Below are 15,769 nucleotides of genomic sequence, written 5' to 3' on the forward strand. Positions count from 1 at the left end.
TTAAATTCCTATTTTAAATTCTACATTCTTTTTGATACTAAACAAGCCGTAATAAAGGCAACAAATGCTACTAAAACTATATAAGCTCCACCACCGATTTGATATAAAAATGGTGGATTTTCACCAATTGCAACTTTGTTTAAAAACGGCAATAATATAGGAGTTATAAATCCTGCTATTGCGTAAGCTAGGTTGTAGCTAAAGCTAATTCCACTATAACGAATTTTTGCAGGGAAAATCTCAACCATAATTAAAGGCGTAAAGTTCATAAGTCCTGCACTAAGAGTTGCTAATAAATAAAAACTCACAAGTAAATTAATATCCTTGCCTATATACAACTCATAAAAATACAACGCACCAAAAACACCCCAGAGAATGGCAAAAATCTTATAAATCCTACTAATTCCAAATTTATCACTTAAAAATCCTGTTAAAACACAACCAATCATCATAGCAAGTATTCCATACATTTGAAAAAGGGTATTATCAACAGGGTCTAATTTCATAACAGCTTTTACGAAATTTGGAGCAATTAATAAAAATACAACCACACAAGCAGTTAAAACCCAAGTAACTAAAATAGAAATAAATATCCCAAATCTATGATTTTCTATAACATCTTTTATAGGAAGTTTTACTAAAGAATCGCTTTCTTTCATCTTTTTAAATACAGGAGTTTCATTTAAATAGCGTCTAAGATATAAAGAGATTATTCCAAAAACACCACCTAAAGCAAATGGAATTCTCCAACCCCAATCCTTTAGCTCTTCAGTCGTAAAATTAAGCTGCATAATAAGTGCAACCAAACAACCAAGTAAAATTCCACCAACAACGCTTGAAGTTAATAAGCCTATAAATAGACCTTTTTTGTTATCTTCACTATGTTCTCTTACGAATACCCAAGCACCAGGTAGCTCTCCACCTATTGCCATACCTTGAAAAATACGAACAAATAAAAGTGCAATAGGGGCTGCATATCCAATTGTCTCATAGGTCGGAATAATAGCAAGTGCAAAAGTAGGAATTACCATAAGCAAAATACTTAGCATAAACATATTTTTTCTACCAAATTTATCTCCAAAATGTGCCATCACAACACCGCCTAAAGGACGAGCTAGATAAGCTGCTGCAAATGCTCCATAAGTATTTAGCTCTTGCCAAAACGGGCTAAGCGTATTTGGGAAAAAATGATGTGCAAAATAAGATGAAAAAAATACAAATATAATAAAGTCATAAAACTCAAGAGTGCCACCAAGTGAGCTTAAGGCTAGAGTTTTTACTTCTTCTTTGTTTAATTTTTTTGTCATATATCTCCTTTTTCGTAATTTAATTTATCTCTATTAATAGCCAATTCTTCATAAGCTTCGCTAATAAATTTATTTATTTGATAATCAAATGATGAAGTATGAGATAAACCTACAATTACTTGAACTTTAGCACCTTTTACTCCAAAACGATTTTTCATAGCTTCTTGCTTAACTTCATCTATATAACTTTTAACAACAACCTCATCTTCATTAATAATAAAAACCAAAAACTCATTACCACTCCAGCGAGATATGTATTTTTCGTAGTTTTCGCTATGCTTTCTAAGAATGTATGCAAATTCTTTTAAAACTTCGTTACCTAATTCTGTTGTATATTCTTCGTTAATTTTTCTTAAGTTATTAATCTCTATTACTATTACACTAGCTTGAGTAATTACATCTTCATCAGCATTATGCTCAAGTTTTGCATTCATAATTTCTAAGAAAGAATATTTATGATAAGTTTCAGTTAAGGTATCAAAACTAGTAAGTCTTTTTAAATGATTTTTTCTGTTTTCATCGTTTACAAACCTAATAACCTGACCTAATTCCATAATAATTTGAGTAAAAAATATAGCACTAATTACAAAAATAATATTAATAACATAAATAATTACTTGACCTGGCTCTTGATAAGCCTTACTGCTATAAAAGAATATAAATAAATATATTACAAAATAAACAAAAGGGAAAAGAAAAATTAAAGGGGAATATTTTCTTAAATTAAGATAATAATACGATGTAAGCATTATTAAATATAAATCAAATCCATAGCCCCAACCTATACTTAAAGAAAAATAAGTAGCTGTAAAAATTGATTCTAATTGAAATAAATACCAAACATAATGCCTTACACTAATAAAATTAACTCTAATAATTTTTTTAAATAATGATGATTTAAAAGATTTTTTACCATTTAAAATTTTTCTATATTTATTATAAAAATAATTTTTCTCTCCAAAACTTCTATAAAGTTTCCTACCTATGTATAATAAAATTAAAAAAGCTAAATAAAATATAGCTAAAAGGAAAAATTCATAAGCAGTGCTTGTAAAATTATTATAATAAAAAACTAATCCAGTAAAAAATCTAGCGAAAAATAAAAAAAGACTATTTACTAATATTAAAACCTCATATTTAACCACTTTAAACCTTTTAAATTATATCGTCATATCCACTTTTGTATAAAATATATTCACGACCCATTGTTTTTGTTTCATACTTTAATTTAATAGTTTCGTTTATTTTTTCTAATAAAACTTTAGGTCGTTTTTGAGTATCAATAAACTTATGATATTTTGCAACAATTTTTAAATAAATGTCAAAATTATCCTTTTTCTTTCTAATCATTTTATCAAAATCTTTGCTTATTGATTCAAGTAAAAAATAAAACTTAGAACTTTCTTCTTCTAAAATTAATACAAAAGTATTTAAATCCCATTTAATTATAATTTCATCATTAGGATAATAAGCTCTTAAAAGACTTAAAAACTCTTTCATTACTTTGTTTTGATAGTAATAATCCGTTCTAAAAAAAGAATCTTGGTCTTTTTGAAAAAAAGTTATTTCAAAAATACACACATTAAGATTATTATAATAATTTTGTTGTCTTTGTAAAAGCAATTGAGTAAAATCTTTTTTATCAATTAAATTAAATTTAGTATGAACTTGTTTTGTGATTTTGGCATTATTTTTATTAGCTGATAATTTTTCTATATCTTCAATTGATTTTAGACCTACTACATAATTGCTAAATACAATACTAGAAAACACAACAACAACAGAAATTACAAATAATAAATTAGAAAAAAAACTTTCTTTATGATAAGAATGCCAAAAATAATAATCAATTAAAAATACAATTACAAATGTCAAAATTAAAGCAACATAGGTTATATTTGCTATTAATAATCTCTTTTTAGAATCATTAATAAACATTATATAAATTAAGGTAGCTAATAAAATAATGTATAAATGAGCCCCGCCTGCCATAGAATATAAATATATATTACAACAAATAGCAATGATTATACATACTCCACCACCCATAAAGCTAAACCAGTCAAGATACCTTGCTACTGATTTTTTCTTTCTATTTAAAAGTAAAGCATAAAACAAACAAGCACAAATAATATATAGACTTGATATAAAAAATTCTTTGGCAAAAAGCATAGTAATACCTAAAAAGCCAAATGTAACAATAATAGTTAGTATTAAAATTACATAAATTCTTTTTAGGGTAATATTATGGTTTTTTATATCTTCATAAGTATCATAAAGTTCTTGTATAAATTCTACTTTTTGACTATCGTATTCTCGCATTATGCCTCGTCATAACTATAATCATCGTCATCATACATATCTTCATCATATATATTATATTCATCAAGACTGCTTAATTCATCATCAAAATCTTGCTCAAATTCGTCATCAAACTCATCTAACTCATCATCAAATTCGTCTAATTCATCATCAAAGTCATCATATTCACTAAAGCCATCTAACTCATCGTCTTCGTAATCTAAAAACTCATCATCATCGTAAGCCATATAATTTTCCTTAATAAAATTAAAAACGCTAATATACCATTTTATTTATATTATTTGTTAAAATCTAAGCAAAAATAAAGGAAAAAAATGCAACTTACACACATAAACGAGCAAAATAATCCTACTATGGTTGATGTTAGTGATAAACAAATTACTAAAAGAAGAGCTTTAGCAAGTGGCAAAATCACAATGAACGAAGAGGCTTTTAAAGCAGTTTTAAACGGAAATGCTAAAAAAGGAGCGGTAATAAATACAGCTATTGTTGCAGCTGTTATGGGAGCTAAGCAAACATCAAATTTAATTCCAATGTGCCATCCACTACCAATTAGTAAAGTTGAAGTAGATATTGAGCCAATTGAGAATGAATTTGCTTTTAGACTAAATGCAGTGGTAATCACCGAAGGAAAAACAGGTGTAGAAATGGAAGCTTTAAATGCTGTTAGTGTAGGCTTATTAACGATTTATGATATGGTTAAAGCAATTGATAAAACAATGGTTATTGATGATATAAAATTATTAGAAAAAGACGGAGGCAAAAGTGGTCAATTTAGAAGAAATTAAAGCTGATTTAAAGATAGAATATCCTTGCAACTGGAGCTATAAAGTAATACTTGATAAAGATGATGATATAAATGAATTAGTAAAAAAACTAGATATTAAAAATGCAAAAATTGAAAGTTCAAAATCTACAAGTAATTACAAAAGCTATAACCTAAGCCTAGAAGTGCCAAATGAAGCTTATAGATTAGAATTATTTTCTACTCTTAAAAAACATTCTAAATTTGTTTTATAAGGAAAAACTATGAAAAATATATTATTTAATGAAATACAAGAAAAAGCAAAAAAAGAATTTATTAATTCAAACGATGATGGATTAATCGCTAGATTATATACCAAGTATTGTGAAGAGCTAGAGAATTTAGAAGCACTTACAAATGAGAATAAAAATATAGTTTTAAAAGCCCTTTTAAGAGCAAAAATGTCTATAAAAGAGCAAGAGATTTATACTCTTACAAATGAGCTTGAGATGATTAGAAAAGAGATAAAATCAAAAGAATTAGAGCTTTATAATATTACAAAATCAAGTTTTAATGAGCTAAGTAAGGTAGTTCAAAATGATATTCAAAAAGAATACCTTGAAGAACTTATGTTAAATGAAGCAAACTCATTGCAAATTCTTTACGAAACTTCTCAAAATGCTTTTATAAATGTTCTTGAAACAAATATAATGATAGAAGAAAGATGCTTTTTAATAAGTAATTTTATGTTAATTAATGCACTTGAATATGCTAAGTTTAATAAGGATAAAATAATTAATGCAGCTGAACTTATCTTAAAAGCAGCACTTGAACTAGCAAATGAATGGCAAAGCTATGCTGAAGAGCTTTTAACTGGGGTTTTAAATGGACTTTTAGAAGGTATATTTGCTATCTTAGAAAGGCTTAAAAAGGATTTAGAAGTTAGCTTAAGTGATAATGAACTTGATAATATGAAATTATCTCTTCTAAGCCTTGAGAGTGATTTTATAGCTATGATTAAGACAAATCTAAATAACGATGCTTCAGGTAAGGCTCTTGAAAATATTTTAAACAATAAACTTGATAATAATTTTGCTAAATTTGCAAGATTAGTAAGAGAAAACAAGCAACTACTAAATATAAAATTAATTAAATTTCAAAATAGCGAACTAAACGAAAAAATCAAAAAAGAATTAAATACTTTAGAAAAAGCTTATAATGAATTTGATGTAAAAAAATTAGCTTCAAATATTTTCACAAAGTTTAAGAAGAACTAAAAAAAGAATTTGAAACTCTCGTTTCAAATTCTAAAAATTATTTAACTTTTATATTACTAAAAATTGCTGGAGTATAATTTACACCCATATTAAATACTTTTTCATCAACCTTTTTAGCATATTCATTTTTTCTATCTTGGTCAATTTTTTTGTATTCAACACCATCTTGATAATATTTTCTTAATATTGCGATTTTTTCTTCATCAGTTTTAGCTGTTTTGATTTCATCAAAAATATTAAGCGATTTATCTAAAGCATTCTCGTGCATTGGAAGTGGAGTTAAAACAAATTTAATATTAGTTTTTTTCAAATCTTCTTCTATATTTTTTAAATGTTCTCTACAATAAGGACAATCAGGGTCACTAAATACTACCATTGCAGTATTGCTATTTTGCTTTCCTAGATTAATAATCATATCAGGATTTTCTTTAACAAAATCTGTTAATAATAAGCTTAATTTCTCTTGTTTTTCTTTTTCTTTTTTAGCCATAAAACTAGCTTTTAAATCTATACTTTCTTTCATATTAAGCATAGTTGGTGTTCCATAAACTCCATCACTAAAGAAAACATCAGAGCCAACTACAACTCCATCTTTTAATAAATTAAACTCTACCATTTCAAATTTTGAATCAGGAACTTTATCAACTTTTACTAATTCTACTTGAATATTTTCTGGTGTAATTGTTTTTACAAATTCTATAACTTTATCACTAATTTTGCTAGCACTTAAAGCGCTTACAACCGACATTGCTAATATTATTTTTTTCATACTAATCTCCTTAAAAAAATAAAAGTTTAATTTTGCATTAAATAGCGTTTATTGTCAATATTTTTTACACCCTTTAAAGTGTCTAAATACTCAAGTAAAGCAATGGCATATTTTCTACTTAAGTCATATTCATTTTTAAGTTCTTGCACTCCTACACCTATTTTTAAAATAGGGCTTATGTTTTTTACAAATTCTTCAAGTGCTTGTGTGCTAATAAAATAATTATGTGCTAGTCTTTTTACCTTATTTTGAGAACATAATTTCTTCATAATATCATCGCCACTTTTTCTATCTAAATTAAGCTCATCATAGATATTATAAGGAGCTTTTGGGGTTAGGCAATTTAATTCATCATATATTTTTTCTTCATTATTTTCTAATAATTTTTCTAATTTTTCGCCTTTTTTATAAAAAAGACCATTATTAAATTCTAAAAAATCTAAATCTTTTAAAGCCAAATCACACAAAAATTCATCAATTCCTAATGATTTTTCTAAGCTTTTTGCACTTTGTAATGAATAAGGGTTTTTAGTAAAAAGCTCTTTTATATTATTTTTTGTATCTTCTAGGGCTTTTTTTGAATATACACAAGCACCATTTAAATCTACTATCTCGCCTACTTCTTGAGCATATTCTAAGGCTTTTTGCGTGCTTAGATTAAATCTTTGCGGCGCACAAAAAAGCCCAAAACCTGAACTATGATTTTGATTTAATAAAGCAAAAGCACTTTTAAAATCTTTTTGCTCTAAAGCATTTAATAATTCAATCATTTTTGATTTTTTAAGTGGCTCTGTAAGTGGATTTAACACCACTCCACCAGCAACAGCACGAGCATTTTTTAAGATTATAAAAGGCTCATTAAAACTTAGAGCAATTGGTTTTTTTAATACAAATTTTGCAAATCTATCGTATTGTAAAAATTTCGCTTCAATTTGCTTATTAGCAGCACAAAACAATACATTTTCATCGTGCTTTAATTCACCTTCTAAAGTAGTATAAATCTCATTTGCACTTCTTAAATAACCCTTAGAATAAATGATATTTCCTACTTTTAAATTCCCTTTAAAGACAAAAGCAACCCTAGCAGGTGCTACTACGCTTTCTACATTTTTATGCTGAACTTCAATTGATTTTATTTGAATATTTTCTAATTCATCGCTTAAATAAGTTTTGCATTCTAATTTGCCACTTTTTAAAATACCCGTTGCTACAAGACCAATGCCTTTTACATTAAATACTCTATCAACATTGATTTTTAAAGCAAAATCTTCATAATTTGGAACTTTTAAACTCAATAAATATTTTTTAAGCTCATCTATGCCTAATTTGTTTTTAGCACTTACTAAAAATACTCTAATAGGCGTAAAATCAAGTTGCTTTAAAATCTCTTGCTTTTTAGCATCAATATCTTGGCATAAATCAATTTTATTTAAAACTAAAATTATATTCTTTACACCCATAATTTTTAAGATAAAAATATGCTCTAAAGTCTGTGCTTTTAGCCCTTCGTTAATATCTACAACAAGCATTGCGTATTCACTTTGAATACCACCTATCATTGTCTTAACCAAGCTTTCATGACCTGGCACATCAACAAATGAGATATGCTCTAAGTGTGAAAAACTCAAATCAATAGTAATCCCACGCTTTTGCTCTTCAGGTGTATTATCTCCATCAAAATCATTTAAAGCTTTAATTAATGAAGTTTTGCCGTGGTCAATATGACCTGCGGTTGAAATTATTAACATTTATAAAGTCCTTCCTTTCTCCATAGTGCGAAATTTTTTTCATATCCTATGCCGTAATCTTCGTAAAATTTAGGGCAATTAATAGCCATTTCTTGAGTTTTGTTTGGCTCATCGTGTGGATAAATATAGTATTTTTCTTTATCAGGATGATTATTATCTAAATATGTTGGTATTTGCAAGGCTTCATTGTTATTTACAAATTCTAAGGCTTTATTGATTGCTTTATAAGATGAATTTGATTTTTTAGAATTAGCTAGAAAAACTACACATTGAGAAAGTGTAATCCTTGCTTCAGGTAAGCCAATGTCTTTACATATTTGCAAACACGAATTAGCTATTACTAAAGCATTTGGATTTGCATTGCCTACATCTTCACTAGCAAATATACAAAGCCTTCTAGCAATGTATAAAATATCAATACCTGCATTTATCATTCTAGCAAGGTATAAGATTGCTGCATTTACTTCACTTGCTCTTAAGCTTTTAATAAGGGCTGAAGTTAGTAAAAACTCATCTTCTTTATTGCTAATATAATTTGGTCTTAGTGCTTTTAGCTTTTCTAGGCTGATATTTTTAAAAACATTTGCGTATCTTAAAAGATTTAGCATCGCTCTTGCATCGTTTGAGCTTGATTTGATTAAATAATCTTTTATTTCTGTGCTTAAATTAGGTTGAGCTTTTTCTAAAATCTCTTTTAATTCATCATAACTTAATGGCATAAACTCAAAAAACAATAACCTAGAGCATAAAGCCTTATTTAGTGAATACAAAGGATTATGAGTGCTTGCAGCTAAAAAATAAAAATTATTTTCTTCTAAAGGTTTTAATAATACATCTTGAACGCCTTTATTTAAACGATGAATTTCATCAATAAATACAACAGGCTTAAAAAGGCTATCTTTTTTAATAACTTTTCTAAGTTCTTCAACGCTAAAGCTAGCACCATCAAACTCATAAAAATTAGTTTTTAATTCTTTTGCTATAAATCTTGCAAAAGTGGTCTTACCTACCCCGCTTGGACCATAAAAAACACTATGCGGAATTTCTTTTGCTTTTATAAACTCATCAAAAATTTCTCTTACTTTATCCTGCCCTACCATTACTATCCTTTAAGGGCATTGTAATGATTTATTTTAAAAACTTAGCAAAGCTTAAAGCAAAATTAATATATTTTCCAAATCCAAATTCTTTTAAAATAAACAATGATATTTCTTTTAAAATATCAGGTTTTACTTCTTTAACTTCTACTTCTTTTTTAGGCATAAATTTATTCACTAATTCACTTGCCTTGCTTACAATTACTTGAGTTTTTGTAGCTTTTCTAGGTTTTTTAAAAAGTGCAAAAATTGATTTTGCAAGTTTTTTAATAAACGAAAACATTTTCCAACCTTTATTGATAATAATTTTACAAATTATAATTATTTTTGATTAATAAAGTGATATTATTTTTCATAATCTTTATTGAAATTATTTTTAAATTCATTTTTAACTTTAATTTACTAAAATAAGCGTTTTTTTAATTAAGGAAAGTATATGCAAAATAAACTAAAAGAATATGCAAAATTAGTTGGTAACACGCCTTTAGTTGAAGTTGAATATTTATATAAAAATAAAAAATCAAAAAGCTATTTTAAACTAGAATATTTTAATCCAAGTGGCTCTATTAAAGATAGAATGGCATTAGAAATTATGCAAAATGCTGTTAAAAATAATGAATTTAAAGCTGGTATGAGTATAGCCGAAGCAACTAGTGGAAATACAGGTATAGCTTTTTCTGCTTTAGGTGCTTTTATAGGTGCTAGTGTTGAGATTTTTATGCCTTGCTGGATGAGTGAAGAGCGTAAGAAAATAATTAGAAGTTACGGAGCAAAATTAAGAGAAGTTAGTGCTTGCGAAGGTGGATTTAGTGGTAGTGTAAGACTTGCTGATGAGAGTGCAAAAAATGGCAATGTATTTTTACCTCATCAATTTGAAAACGAAAGCAATGTAAAAGCCCATGAAAAAACTGCAAATGAAATTCTAAACACTCTAAAAAAACACAACCTAAAGCCAGATTGCTTTGTAGCAGGAGTTGGAACAGGTGGGACTATAATGGGAATTGGCAAGGTATTAAGACCACTTGGAGTAAAAATATGCCCATTAGAGCCTGAAGGTTGCGCTAGTATGAGTAATCCTGGAGAAAATTCAGAGCATAGAATTCAAGGCATAGGAGATGGTTTTGTGCCTGATATTGTAAAGCTAAATGAATTAGATGATATCATCATAGTAAATGATATAGATAGCGTTATAATGGCACAAAAACTAGCTAAAATCGGACTTGGAGTTGGAATTTCTAGTGGGGCTAATTTCTTAGGTTGTATTAAGGCTAAGGAGCTTTTTGGAGATTGCGTAAGCGTTAGCGTGTTTGCTGATGATAATAAAAAATATCTAAGCACTGATTTAATGCTAAATATGCAAGATGAAGAAAGATTTTTAAGTAATAAAATTGAATTAATCGGATTTAAAGTATTATAAGGAGAAGATATGAAAAAATTAATTTTACTAAGCATAATTTCAAGTATTGCAATGGCAGATTGCTCTTATAAAATCAACAAATTAGAGCGTGAATTAAGCTATGCAAAACAATATGGCAATTTTAATAGAGTTAGAGGTTTAGAAAACGCTTTAGCAAATGTAAGAGCACATTGTGGTGGCGGTAGTGTTTATAATAATGATTATTACACTAGAAAAAATGAGATTAAAGACACTATTGAAAGATTAGAAGATGAAGCTGAGCGTAAGATTGATAGGATTGAAGACAAGCTTGATGAATTAAATGATATGAAAAATAGTATGAGTAAAGACGAATACAAAAGAAGAAAAGCAGAATTAAAAGCTGAAAAAAATCGTATAAAAGACGAATATAAAAGACAAAAACAAGCTTTAAAAAACTCTTATAAATATTAAAAAAAGCCTAATTTTTTTAGGCTTTAATTCTTTAATAATTGCTTAATCGCTAAAGATGATAATAAAAGCCCCATAGAAGCAGTCATTCCCATAAAAGACCCTAGCCCAACACACATTGGCTCTTCTTCGCTATAAGCCATTTTAAATTTACCTTTAAATCTGCGTTTTTTAAGTTCAAGTCTAACGGCTTTTGCTAAAGCACACATTTTGGTCTTATCCCAATTTGCAACCTTTAATTTTAAAGGGTCAATTCTTTTTGCAGCTCCACCACTGCTAATAAAACTAATGCCTTTTTCATAAGCAATTTCAGCTATATCGCATTTAGCTTTAACATCATCAATACAATCAATTATTAAATCAAATTCTTTATCTTTTAAAAACTCTAAAAAACTTTCTTTAGTAATTAATAACTCATAGCAATTTGCCTTATAAAATTCAGCAAAAACACTAGCCTTACTAAGTCCAATATTTTCAGAATGTAATTGTCTATTTTGATTACTAGCTTCAAAATAATCCTTATCAATTCCACTTACATTAATACCAACTCTAGCAAGTGAGCTAAAGCACATACCACCAACTCCGCCAAGCCCACAAATTAGCACTTTTTTTGAACTCAATTTATCATAATTATCTTGAAATAATAATCTAGCTCTTGCAAATCTCTCACTCATTTTCTAACCATTTCTTTACTTTTTTTAATTCTTTTTTAGCCGTTAGATTTAGCTTAATTGGAGTAATACTTGCATAACCTTGTCTTACATAATCAATATCATCATCTTTTGCTTTTACCTTGCTTAAATCATACAAGCTATCTAGCCAATAATACTCTAATCCTCTAGGGTTTTTACATATTTTACTTGAGAATTCATATCTCATTTTACCCATTTTACAAACTTTATAACCTTTATAATCACTCTCACAACTTGGATAATTTACATTTAAAAATCTTCTTTTTTTAAGTGGATTAAGCTTAAGTAATTTTAAGATTAATTTAACAGCAAGTTTACTTGAACGCTTAAAATCTATATCTTTTTCATAAAGTTGAGAAAAAGCAATCGCATTCACTCCACAAAGCACACTCTCCATACAAGCAGCCGCCGTGCCTGAATAGGTTATATCTTCAGCTAAGTTTGCTCCATTATTAATCCCACTTACTACTAAATCAGGTAATTTATCCTTAAAAATAGTGCAAAATGCAAGATTTACGCAATCACTTGGAGTGCCGTCTTTTAAGGCATAATAATTTTTCTTAATTTTTACAAAACTTAGTGGATGATTTAGTGTAAGCGAATGCGCACAAGCACTCTTATTGCTCCAAGGAGCAACTACAAAAACCTCTAAATCTTTAATCTTTTTAAGTCTTTTTCTAAGTGCTAGAAGACCTGGTGCATCATATCCATCATCATTGGTTAATAATATTCTCATTTTTACCTTTTCATATCAAAATCTATAAATAATTTTATTTTTTTATCATTATTAAATAATTCTAATCTATATCTCATAGTGCTTAATAAACAAGTGCTTACCACAAACTCACTTTCATAATCTCCGTTATCAAGTCTAATAAGCTCGGCATTTATAACACCCATATCCATATTAAGCCCATATAATTTAAGATTTAGATTATCGTATTTAGGTAAGCCTTTAATTATTAATTTAGTTTCTTCCATAAATCTTATCGGACGATTAATAATTTCAAAACTAATTTTTCTACCTTTGAAATCTTTTTCGCATATATCTTTATTAATAGAGCATTTAAGTGGAGTGTTTAAATAATTTTCATCAATTTTTTCATCATCACAAGCTATGAAAAATAAAGCTAAAAATATTAACACAACTCTCATTTTAAATTCCTTCTAATAGCAACTAAACTAAAGATTGTTAGGATAATTACGCTAATTATTAGCCATAATGGGCTTTCAAAATTGCTCTTTTCTCCTGCGTAAGAATGCTTACCTACTAAATAATAATTCACTCCAAAATAAGTCATTAAAATAACGCCAAATCCCCACATACTAAGCAGTGCGTATAATAGTTTTGATTTTAATTTTAAATGTACCAAAATTGCATATATTAATATACTTATTAAAGACCAAGTCTCTTTGCTATCCCAGCCCCAGTATCTTCCCCAAGACTCATTAGCCCAAATTCCGCCCAAAAAATTCCCACAAATTAATAATAATAAGCCTAAATGATTTGCTAAATATATTTGAATATTTGCCTTATCGTAAGGTTTTTTAAATATTACGCACGATAAATAAGAAAAGCTAATTAAAGCACTTAAACCAAAAAATCCATAAGAAGCAGCAATTAAGCTTACATGAATACTAAGATAAGGAGAATTTAAAACAGGCATTAGATTTGTAATTTGTGGATTAATATCATTAAGATGTGCTGTAAATAATGTAGCAACGCTAAACAATAAACACAAGCTAAGTAATAGATTTTTTCTAAAAACAAGTCCAGCAAAAACAGAGCTTAAAGCAATATAAATTAAACTCTCATAAGTATTAGTAAGCGGAGTAAATCCTGCTACAAAACCCCTTAATCCAATGAGAATTAAATGGATTAAAAATAGTATTAAAGTAAGATAAAAAATAATTTTAGTATTTTTATTTATCACAAATAAAGAAAGTATAAAAAGCACTAAATAAGCAAAACACAAACTATAAAAAGCATCATATTTGCTTAAAAATATTTGAGTTTTAATCTGTGCTTGGCTAGGTAAAAAATCAAACTGATTTTGCAAGTTTTTAATCTTAGATAAAATCTCATTAGCCTTGCTATAATCATTAGTTTTTTTAGCAATTACTAAAGAGCTTAAATATTCATTAATTAGCTTTTGATTATCCAAGCTTATATTATTTGCAAATGGGCTTTGCAAGTGGTTTTCATTAGGAATTATCTTAAATAATTCTGCTGTAAAAATTAAATATAAAATATTCACACTCTCATCAACTCTAATCAAATCCTTATCATAATCATTAAAATTCGCTTCTCCTTTAGCATATATTTTTTTAATTTCATCTTTTAATTTATAGCTTGAACCATCGTAAAAATCACTAAATTTTGCTTGTTTTTCACAATTTAAAAATTCTCTTAATTTAGGATTTTTGACCCTAATTAATCTAGCTTCATTTACATAAGTAACATCGGTAATTAATCTAAATATCTCTTCACTTGCAGCGTTTTTATTAGGACAACCAATTTTATTGCATAACTCTAGTGAAAAAGTATAAAATGGCAAAAATCTATCATTTAAATCTTGAATAATTAAAGAATTTAATTCATTTATATGAGAGTTAAAATCATTTGCTTTTAAATTTGGACTAAGAATTACTATAAAAACAACACTTAAAGCCTTAAAATATTTTCTAGTTTTTAGACTAAATAAATTTAAAAAACACCCAATAAATAATAAAGCATAGCCAATATAAGTAGGAGTTTTGCCTAAATCTTTATTAGCACTTAAAATCGTGCCTTTTAAATCTTCATCATAAGAATGCTGAAAATACCTAATACCTTTATAATCAAGCACTTTATTCATAGCTATTTTTACATCTATTTTTTGATTATTATCTAAGATTAATAACTCACTTTCATAATCTTTTGCACTCTTGCTACCTGCGTGGGTTATTAAATTAAATCGTTTTAGATAAATATCAAAATCAAGCTTTAAGCTCTCTTGCTTCCAAGAAATATCATAATCATTTATCTTAATATTATCGTTTAATGCAAGGATTAGTTTTTCTTTTGAAATTCCTGATTCAAATTCCACTCTAATCGCTTGTAAATTACCCCCGCTCATACTAAGTGCGTCTTTTGAATGAACTAAATAATTTAAAGCCGAAAAAGAAAACTCATCTAGCAAATATATACCATCTTTTAATTTAAAATCACTGCTTAGAATTTGATTTAAAAATTTCATTTCTTGATTAGTATTTATATAAAACTCATTATCTTTTATATAAAAATTAACATAATTAGTGCTTGTTTTGTTAAAGCAAAAATCAATATTAGCAACACTAACGCATTCATTATAATTAATCTCAACATCACTATATCCATTATCAAAATTAAATCTTAATTTTAAATAACTAGGGTCGTTTAAATCATCACTTTTTACCTTAGTAATCCCTGCTTCATTGCTAAAATCAACAAACCTTAAACTTGCATTATCAAGTTTTATAATCTCATTTAAATTACTAGTTTTACTGATTTTATCATTGTGTTTTAAGACTAATTCAGTTTTTGTGCTTTTTATCTCATTTGCTTTATTATCAACCCTTAAATGAATAATGCCTTCAAAACCAAAAAAATGAGTTAAAACAGCACCAATAAATATAAAAATAAAAGAAATATGAATTAAAAATAATGAAATATTTTTATAAAGTTTGTATTTAAAAATCGCATAAATCACACTTAAAAACAATAAAACCATAATCAAGTGAAAATACCAAGCATTATAAACTAAACTCATAGCATAACTTGTGCCTTTTGCACTCTCAATAAATGTAGCAACCCCACAAAAAATAGCAAAAATTAGCATATAAACTAAAGAAATCTTTAAATTTAAAAATTTATTTAAAAACATTATTATTAAAACTACTTTCTTTTAAAATCATTCTTAATTGATAAAATTTATTATCTAAACT

17 protein-coding genes are annotated in these 15,769 nt (G+C 27.2%); 5 read left to right on the forward strand and 12 right to left on the reverse strand.

The window, feature by feature from the left end; genetic code table 11:
- Nucleotides 1–20 precede the first annotated feature (20 nt).
- Genes AVBRAN12637_RS05560 through AVBRAN12637_RS05575 form a run of 4 tightly spaced genes read right to left on the reverse strand, consistent with a single transcriptional unit; the run spans nt 21 to nt 3,856 of the window.
- Nucleotides 21–1,307: an MFS transporter gene (locus tag AVBRAN12637_RS05560; protein WP_336609441.1), complete on the reverse strand. Its 1,287-nt coding sequence runs from the start codon at nt 1,305–1,307 to the stop codon at nt 21–23.
- Nucleotides 1,304–2,452 carry a GGDEF domain-containing protein gene (locus AVBRAN12637_RS05565; RefSeq protein WP_336615475.1) on the reverse strand — a complete coding sequence of 383 codons (1,149 nt, stop codon included), beginning with the start codon at nt 2,450–2,452 and terminating at the stop codon, nt 1,304–1,306. The genes AVBRAN12637_RS05560 and AVBRAN12637_RS05565 overlap by 4 nt, the downstream gene beginning before the upstream one ends.
- Before the next feature lie 10 nt (nt 2,453–2,462).
- Nucleotides 2,463–3,629: a hypothetical protein gene (locus AVBRAN12637_RS05570; RefSeq protein WP_336615476.1), complete on the reverse strand. Its 1,167-nt coding sequence runs from the start codon at nt 3,627–3,629 to the stop codon at nt 2,463–2,465.
- The gene (locus AVBRAN12637_RS05575; RefSeq protein ID WP_214117450.1) at nt 3,629–3,856 is read right to left on the reverse strand and encodes a hypothetical protein; all 228 of its coding nucleotides are present in this window, start codon (nt 3,854–3,856) and stop codon (nt 3,629–3,631) included. Before AVBRAN12637_RS05575 ends, AVBRAN12637_RS05570 begins: the two co-directional genes overlap by 1 nt.
- A gap of 87 nt (nt 3,857–3,943) precedes the next feature.
- Between AVBRAN12637_RS05575 and moaC the strand changes: the two genes are divergently transcribed.
- From moaC to AVBRAN12637_RS05590, 3 genes are read left to right on the forward strand one after another with little or no spacing between them, the layout of a single operon-like run.
- Nucleotides 3,944–4,417 carry a cyclic pyranopterin monophosphate synthase MoaC gene (gene moaC, locus AVBRAN12637_RS05580; RefSeq protein ID WP_214117451.1) on the forward strand — a complete coding sequence of 158 codons (474 nt, stop codon included), beginning with the start codon at nt 3,944–3,946 and terminating at the stop codon, nt 4,415–4,417.
- Complete coding sequence (locus tag AVBRAN12637_RS05585; protein WP_214117452.1) at nt 4,395–4,649, forward strand: HP0495 family protein; 255 nt, start codon at nt 4,395–4,397, stop codon at nt 4,647–4,649. The genes moaC and AVBRAN12637_RS05585 overlap by 23 nt, the downstream gene beginning before the upstream one ends.
- Nucleotides 4,650–4,658: 9 nt before the next feature.
- Entirely contained in the window at nt 4,659–5,651 is a 993-nt protein-coding gene (locus tag AVBRAN12637_RS05590; RefSeq protein ID WP_336608070.1) for a hypothetical protein, read from the forward strand.
- 37 nt (nt 5,652–5,688) lie between these two features.
- Here AVBRAN12637_RS05590 and AVBRAN12637_RS05595 read toward each other — a convergent pair whose 3' ends face one another.
- Genes AVBRAN12637_RS05595 through AVBRAN12637_RS05610 form a run of 4 tightly spaced genes read right to left on the reverse strand, consistent with a single transcriptional unit; the run spans nt 5,689 to nt 9,548 of the window.
- The gene (locus tag AVBRAN12637_RS05595; RefSeq protein ID WP_214117454.1) at nt 5,689–6,420 is read right to left on the reverse strand and encodes a thioredoxin fold domain-containing protein; all 732 of its coding nucleotides are present in this window, start codon (nt 6,418–6,420) and stop codon (nt 5,689–5,691) included.
- A 26-nt stretch (nt 6,421–6,446) separates the two neighbouring features.
- Nucleotides 6,447–8,168, reverse strand: coding sequence for a selenocysteine-specific translation elongation factor (gene selB, locus AVBRAN12637_RS05600; protein ID WP_336608069.1), 1,722 nt, complete (start codon nt 8,166–8,168; stop codon nt 6,447–6,449).
- Entirely contained in the window at nt 8,162–9,268 is a 1,107-nt protein-coding gene (locus tag AVBRAN12637_RS05605) for an AAA family ATPase (protein ID WP_336615477.1), read from the reverse strand. Before AVBRAN12637_RS05605 ends, selB begins: the two co-directional genes overlap by 7 nt.
- A gap of 28 nt (nt 9,269–9,296) precedes the next feature.
- Nucleotides 9,297–9,548, reverse strand: coding sequence for a hypothetical protein (locus AVBRAN12637_RS05610; protein WP_214117457.1), 252 nt, complete (start codon nt 9,546–9,548; stop codon nt 9,297–9,299).
- A 153-nt stretch (nt 9,549–9,701) separates the two neighbouring features.
- Between AVBRAN12637_RS05610 and AVBRAN12637_RS05615 the strand changes: the two genes are divergently transcribed.
- Together AVBRAN12637_RS05615 and AVBRAN12637_RS05620 are read left to right on the forward strand one after the other, a co-directional pair.
- Complete coding sequence (locus tag AVBRAN12637_RS05615; protein ID WP_214119760.1) at nt 9,702–10,682, forward strand: PLP-dependent cysteine synthase family protein; 981 nt, start codon at nt 9,702–9,704, stop codon at nt 10,680–10,682.
- 9 nt (nt 10,683–10,691) lie between these two features.
- Entirely contained in the window at nt 10,692–11,114 is a 423-nt protein-coding gene (locus AVBRAN12637_RS05620; protein ID WP_214117459.1) for a DUF1090 family protein, read from the forward strand.
- 23 nt (nt 11,115–11,137) lie between these two features.
- On the opposite strand, the gene AVBRAN12637_RS05625 is transcribed toward AVBRAN12637_RS05620, so the two are convergent.
- Genes AVBRAN12637_RS05625 through AVBRAN12637_RS05640 form a run of 4 tightly spaced genes read right to left on the reverse strand, consistent with a single transcriptional unit; the run spans nt 11,138 to nt 15,708 of the window.
- A complete protein-coding gene (locus AVBRAN12637_RS05625; RefSeq protein ID WP_214117460.1) occupies nt 11,138–11,785 on the reverse strand; it encodes a tRNA threonylcarbamoyladenosine dehydratase in 648 nt (215 codons plus the stop codon).
- A complete protein-coding gene (gene surE, locus AVBRAN12637_RS05630) occupies nt 11,778–12,539 on the reverse strand; it encodes a 5'/3'-nucleotidase SurE (RefSeq protein ID WP_214117461.1) in 762 nt (253 codons plus the stop codon). Before surE ends, AVBRAN12637_RS05625 begins: the two co-directional genes overlap by 8 nt.
- A gap of 2 nt (nt 12,540–12,541) precedes the next feature.
- Entirely contained in the window at nt 12,542–12,958 is a 417-nt protein-coding gene (locus AVBRAN12637_RS05635) for a hypothetical protein (RefSeq protein WP_214117462.1), read from the reverse strand.
- The gene (locus tag AVBRAN12637_RS05640; RefSeq protein ID WP_336615478.1) at nt 12,955–15,708 is read right to left on the reverse strand and encodes a cytochrome c biogenesis protein; all 2,754 of its coding nucleotides are present in this window, start codon (nt 15,706–15,708) and stop codon (nt 12,955–12,957) included. The genes AVBRAN12637_RS05635 and AVBRAN12637_RS05640 overlap by 4 nt, the downstream gene beginning before the upstream one ends.
- Nucleotides 15,709–15,769 lie beyond the last annotated feature (61 nt).

It is taken from the genome of Campylobacter sp. RM12637 (assembly GCF_020137645.1).
Lineage (GTDB): Bacteria > Campylobacterota > Campylobacteria > Campylobacterales > Campylobacteraceae > Campylobacter_E.

Excerpts from the sequence above, each read along its gene's own strand:
- AVBRAN12637_RS05560 (WP_336609441.1), bottom strand. The coding sequence starts at position 1,307 with ATGACAAAAAAATTAAACAAAGAAGAAGTAAAAACTCTAGCCTTAAGC.
- AVBRAN12637_RS05570 (WP_336615476.1), bottom strand. The coding sequence starts at position 3,629 with ATGCGAGAATACGATAGTCAAAAAGTAGAATTTATACAAGAACTTTAT.
- AVBRAN12637_RS05575 (WP_214117450.1), bottom strand. The coding sequence starts at position 3,856 with ATGGCTTACGATGATGATGAGTTTTTAGATTACGAAGACGATGAGTTA.
- moaC (WP_214117451.1), top strand. The coding sequence starts at position 3,944 with ATGCAACTTACACACATAAACGAGCAAAATAATCCTACTATGGTTGAT.
- AVBRAN12637_RS05590 (WP_336608070.1), top strand. The coding sequence starts at position 4,659 with ATGAAAAATATATTATTTAATGAAATACAAGAAAAAGCAAAAAAAGAA.
- AVBRAN12637_RS05595 (WP_214117454.1), bottom strand. The coding sequence starts at position 6,420 with ATGAAAAAAATAATATTAGCAATGTCGGTTGTAAGCGCTTTAAGTGCT.
- selB (WP_336608069.1), bottom strand. The coding sequence starts at position 8,168 with ATGTTAATAATTTCAACCGCAGGTCATATTGACCACGGCAAAACTTCA.
- AVBRAN12637_RS05605 (WP_336615477.1), bottom strand. The coding sequence starts at position 9,268 with ATGGTAGGGCAGGATAAAGTAAGAGAAATTTTTGATGAGTTTATAAAA.
- AVBRAN12637_RS05610 (WP_214117457.1), bottom strand. The coding sequence starts at position 9,548 with ATGTTTTCGTTTATTAAAAAACTTGCAAAATCAATTTTTGCACTTTTT.
- AVBRAN12637_RS05615 (WP_214119760.1), top strand. The coding sequence starts at position 9,702 with ATGCAAAATAAACTAAAAGAATATGCAAAATTAGTTGGTAACACGCCT.
- AVBRAN12637_RS05620 (WP_214117459.1), top strand. The coding sequence starts at position 10,692 with ATGAAAAAATTAATTTTACTAAGCATAATTTCAAGTATTGCAATGGCA.
- AVBRAN12637_RS05625 (WP_214117460.1), bottom strand. The coding sequence starts at position 11,785 with ATGAGTGAGAGATTTGCAAGAGCTAGATTATTATTTCAAGATAATTAT.
- surE (WP_214117461.1), bottom strand. The coding sequence starts at position 12,539 with ATGAGAATATTATTAACCAATGATGATGGATATGATGCACCAGGTCTT.
- AVBRAN12637_RS05635 (WP_214117462.1), bottom strand. The coding sequence starts at position 12,958 with ATGAGAGTTGTGTTAATATTTTTAGCTTTATTTTTCATAGCTTGTGAT.
- AVBRAN12637_RS05640 (WP_336615478.1), bottom strand. The coding sequence starts at position 15,708 with ATGTTTTTAAATAAATTTTTAAATTTAAAGATTTCTTTAGTTTATATG.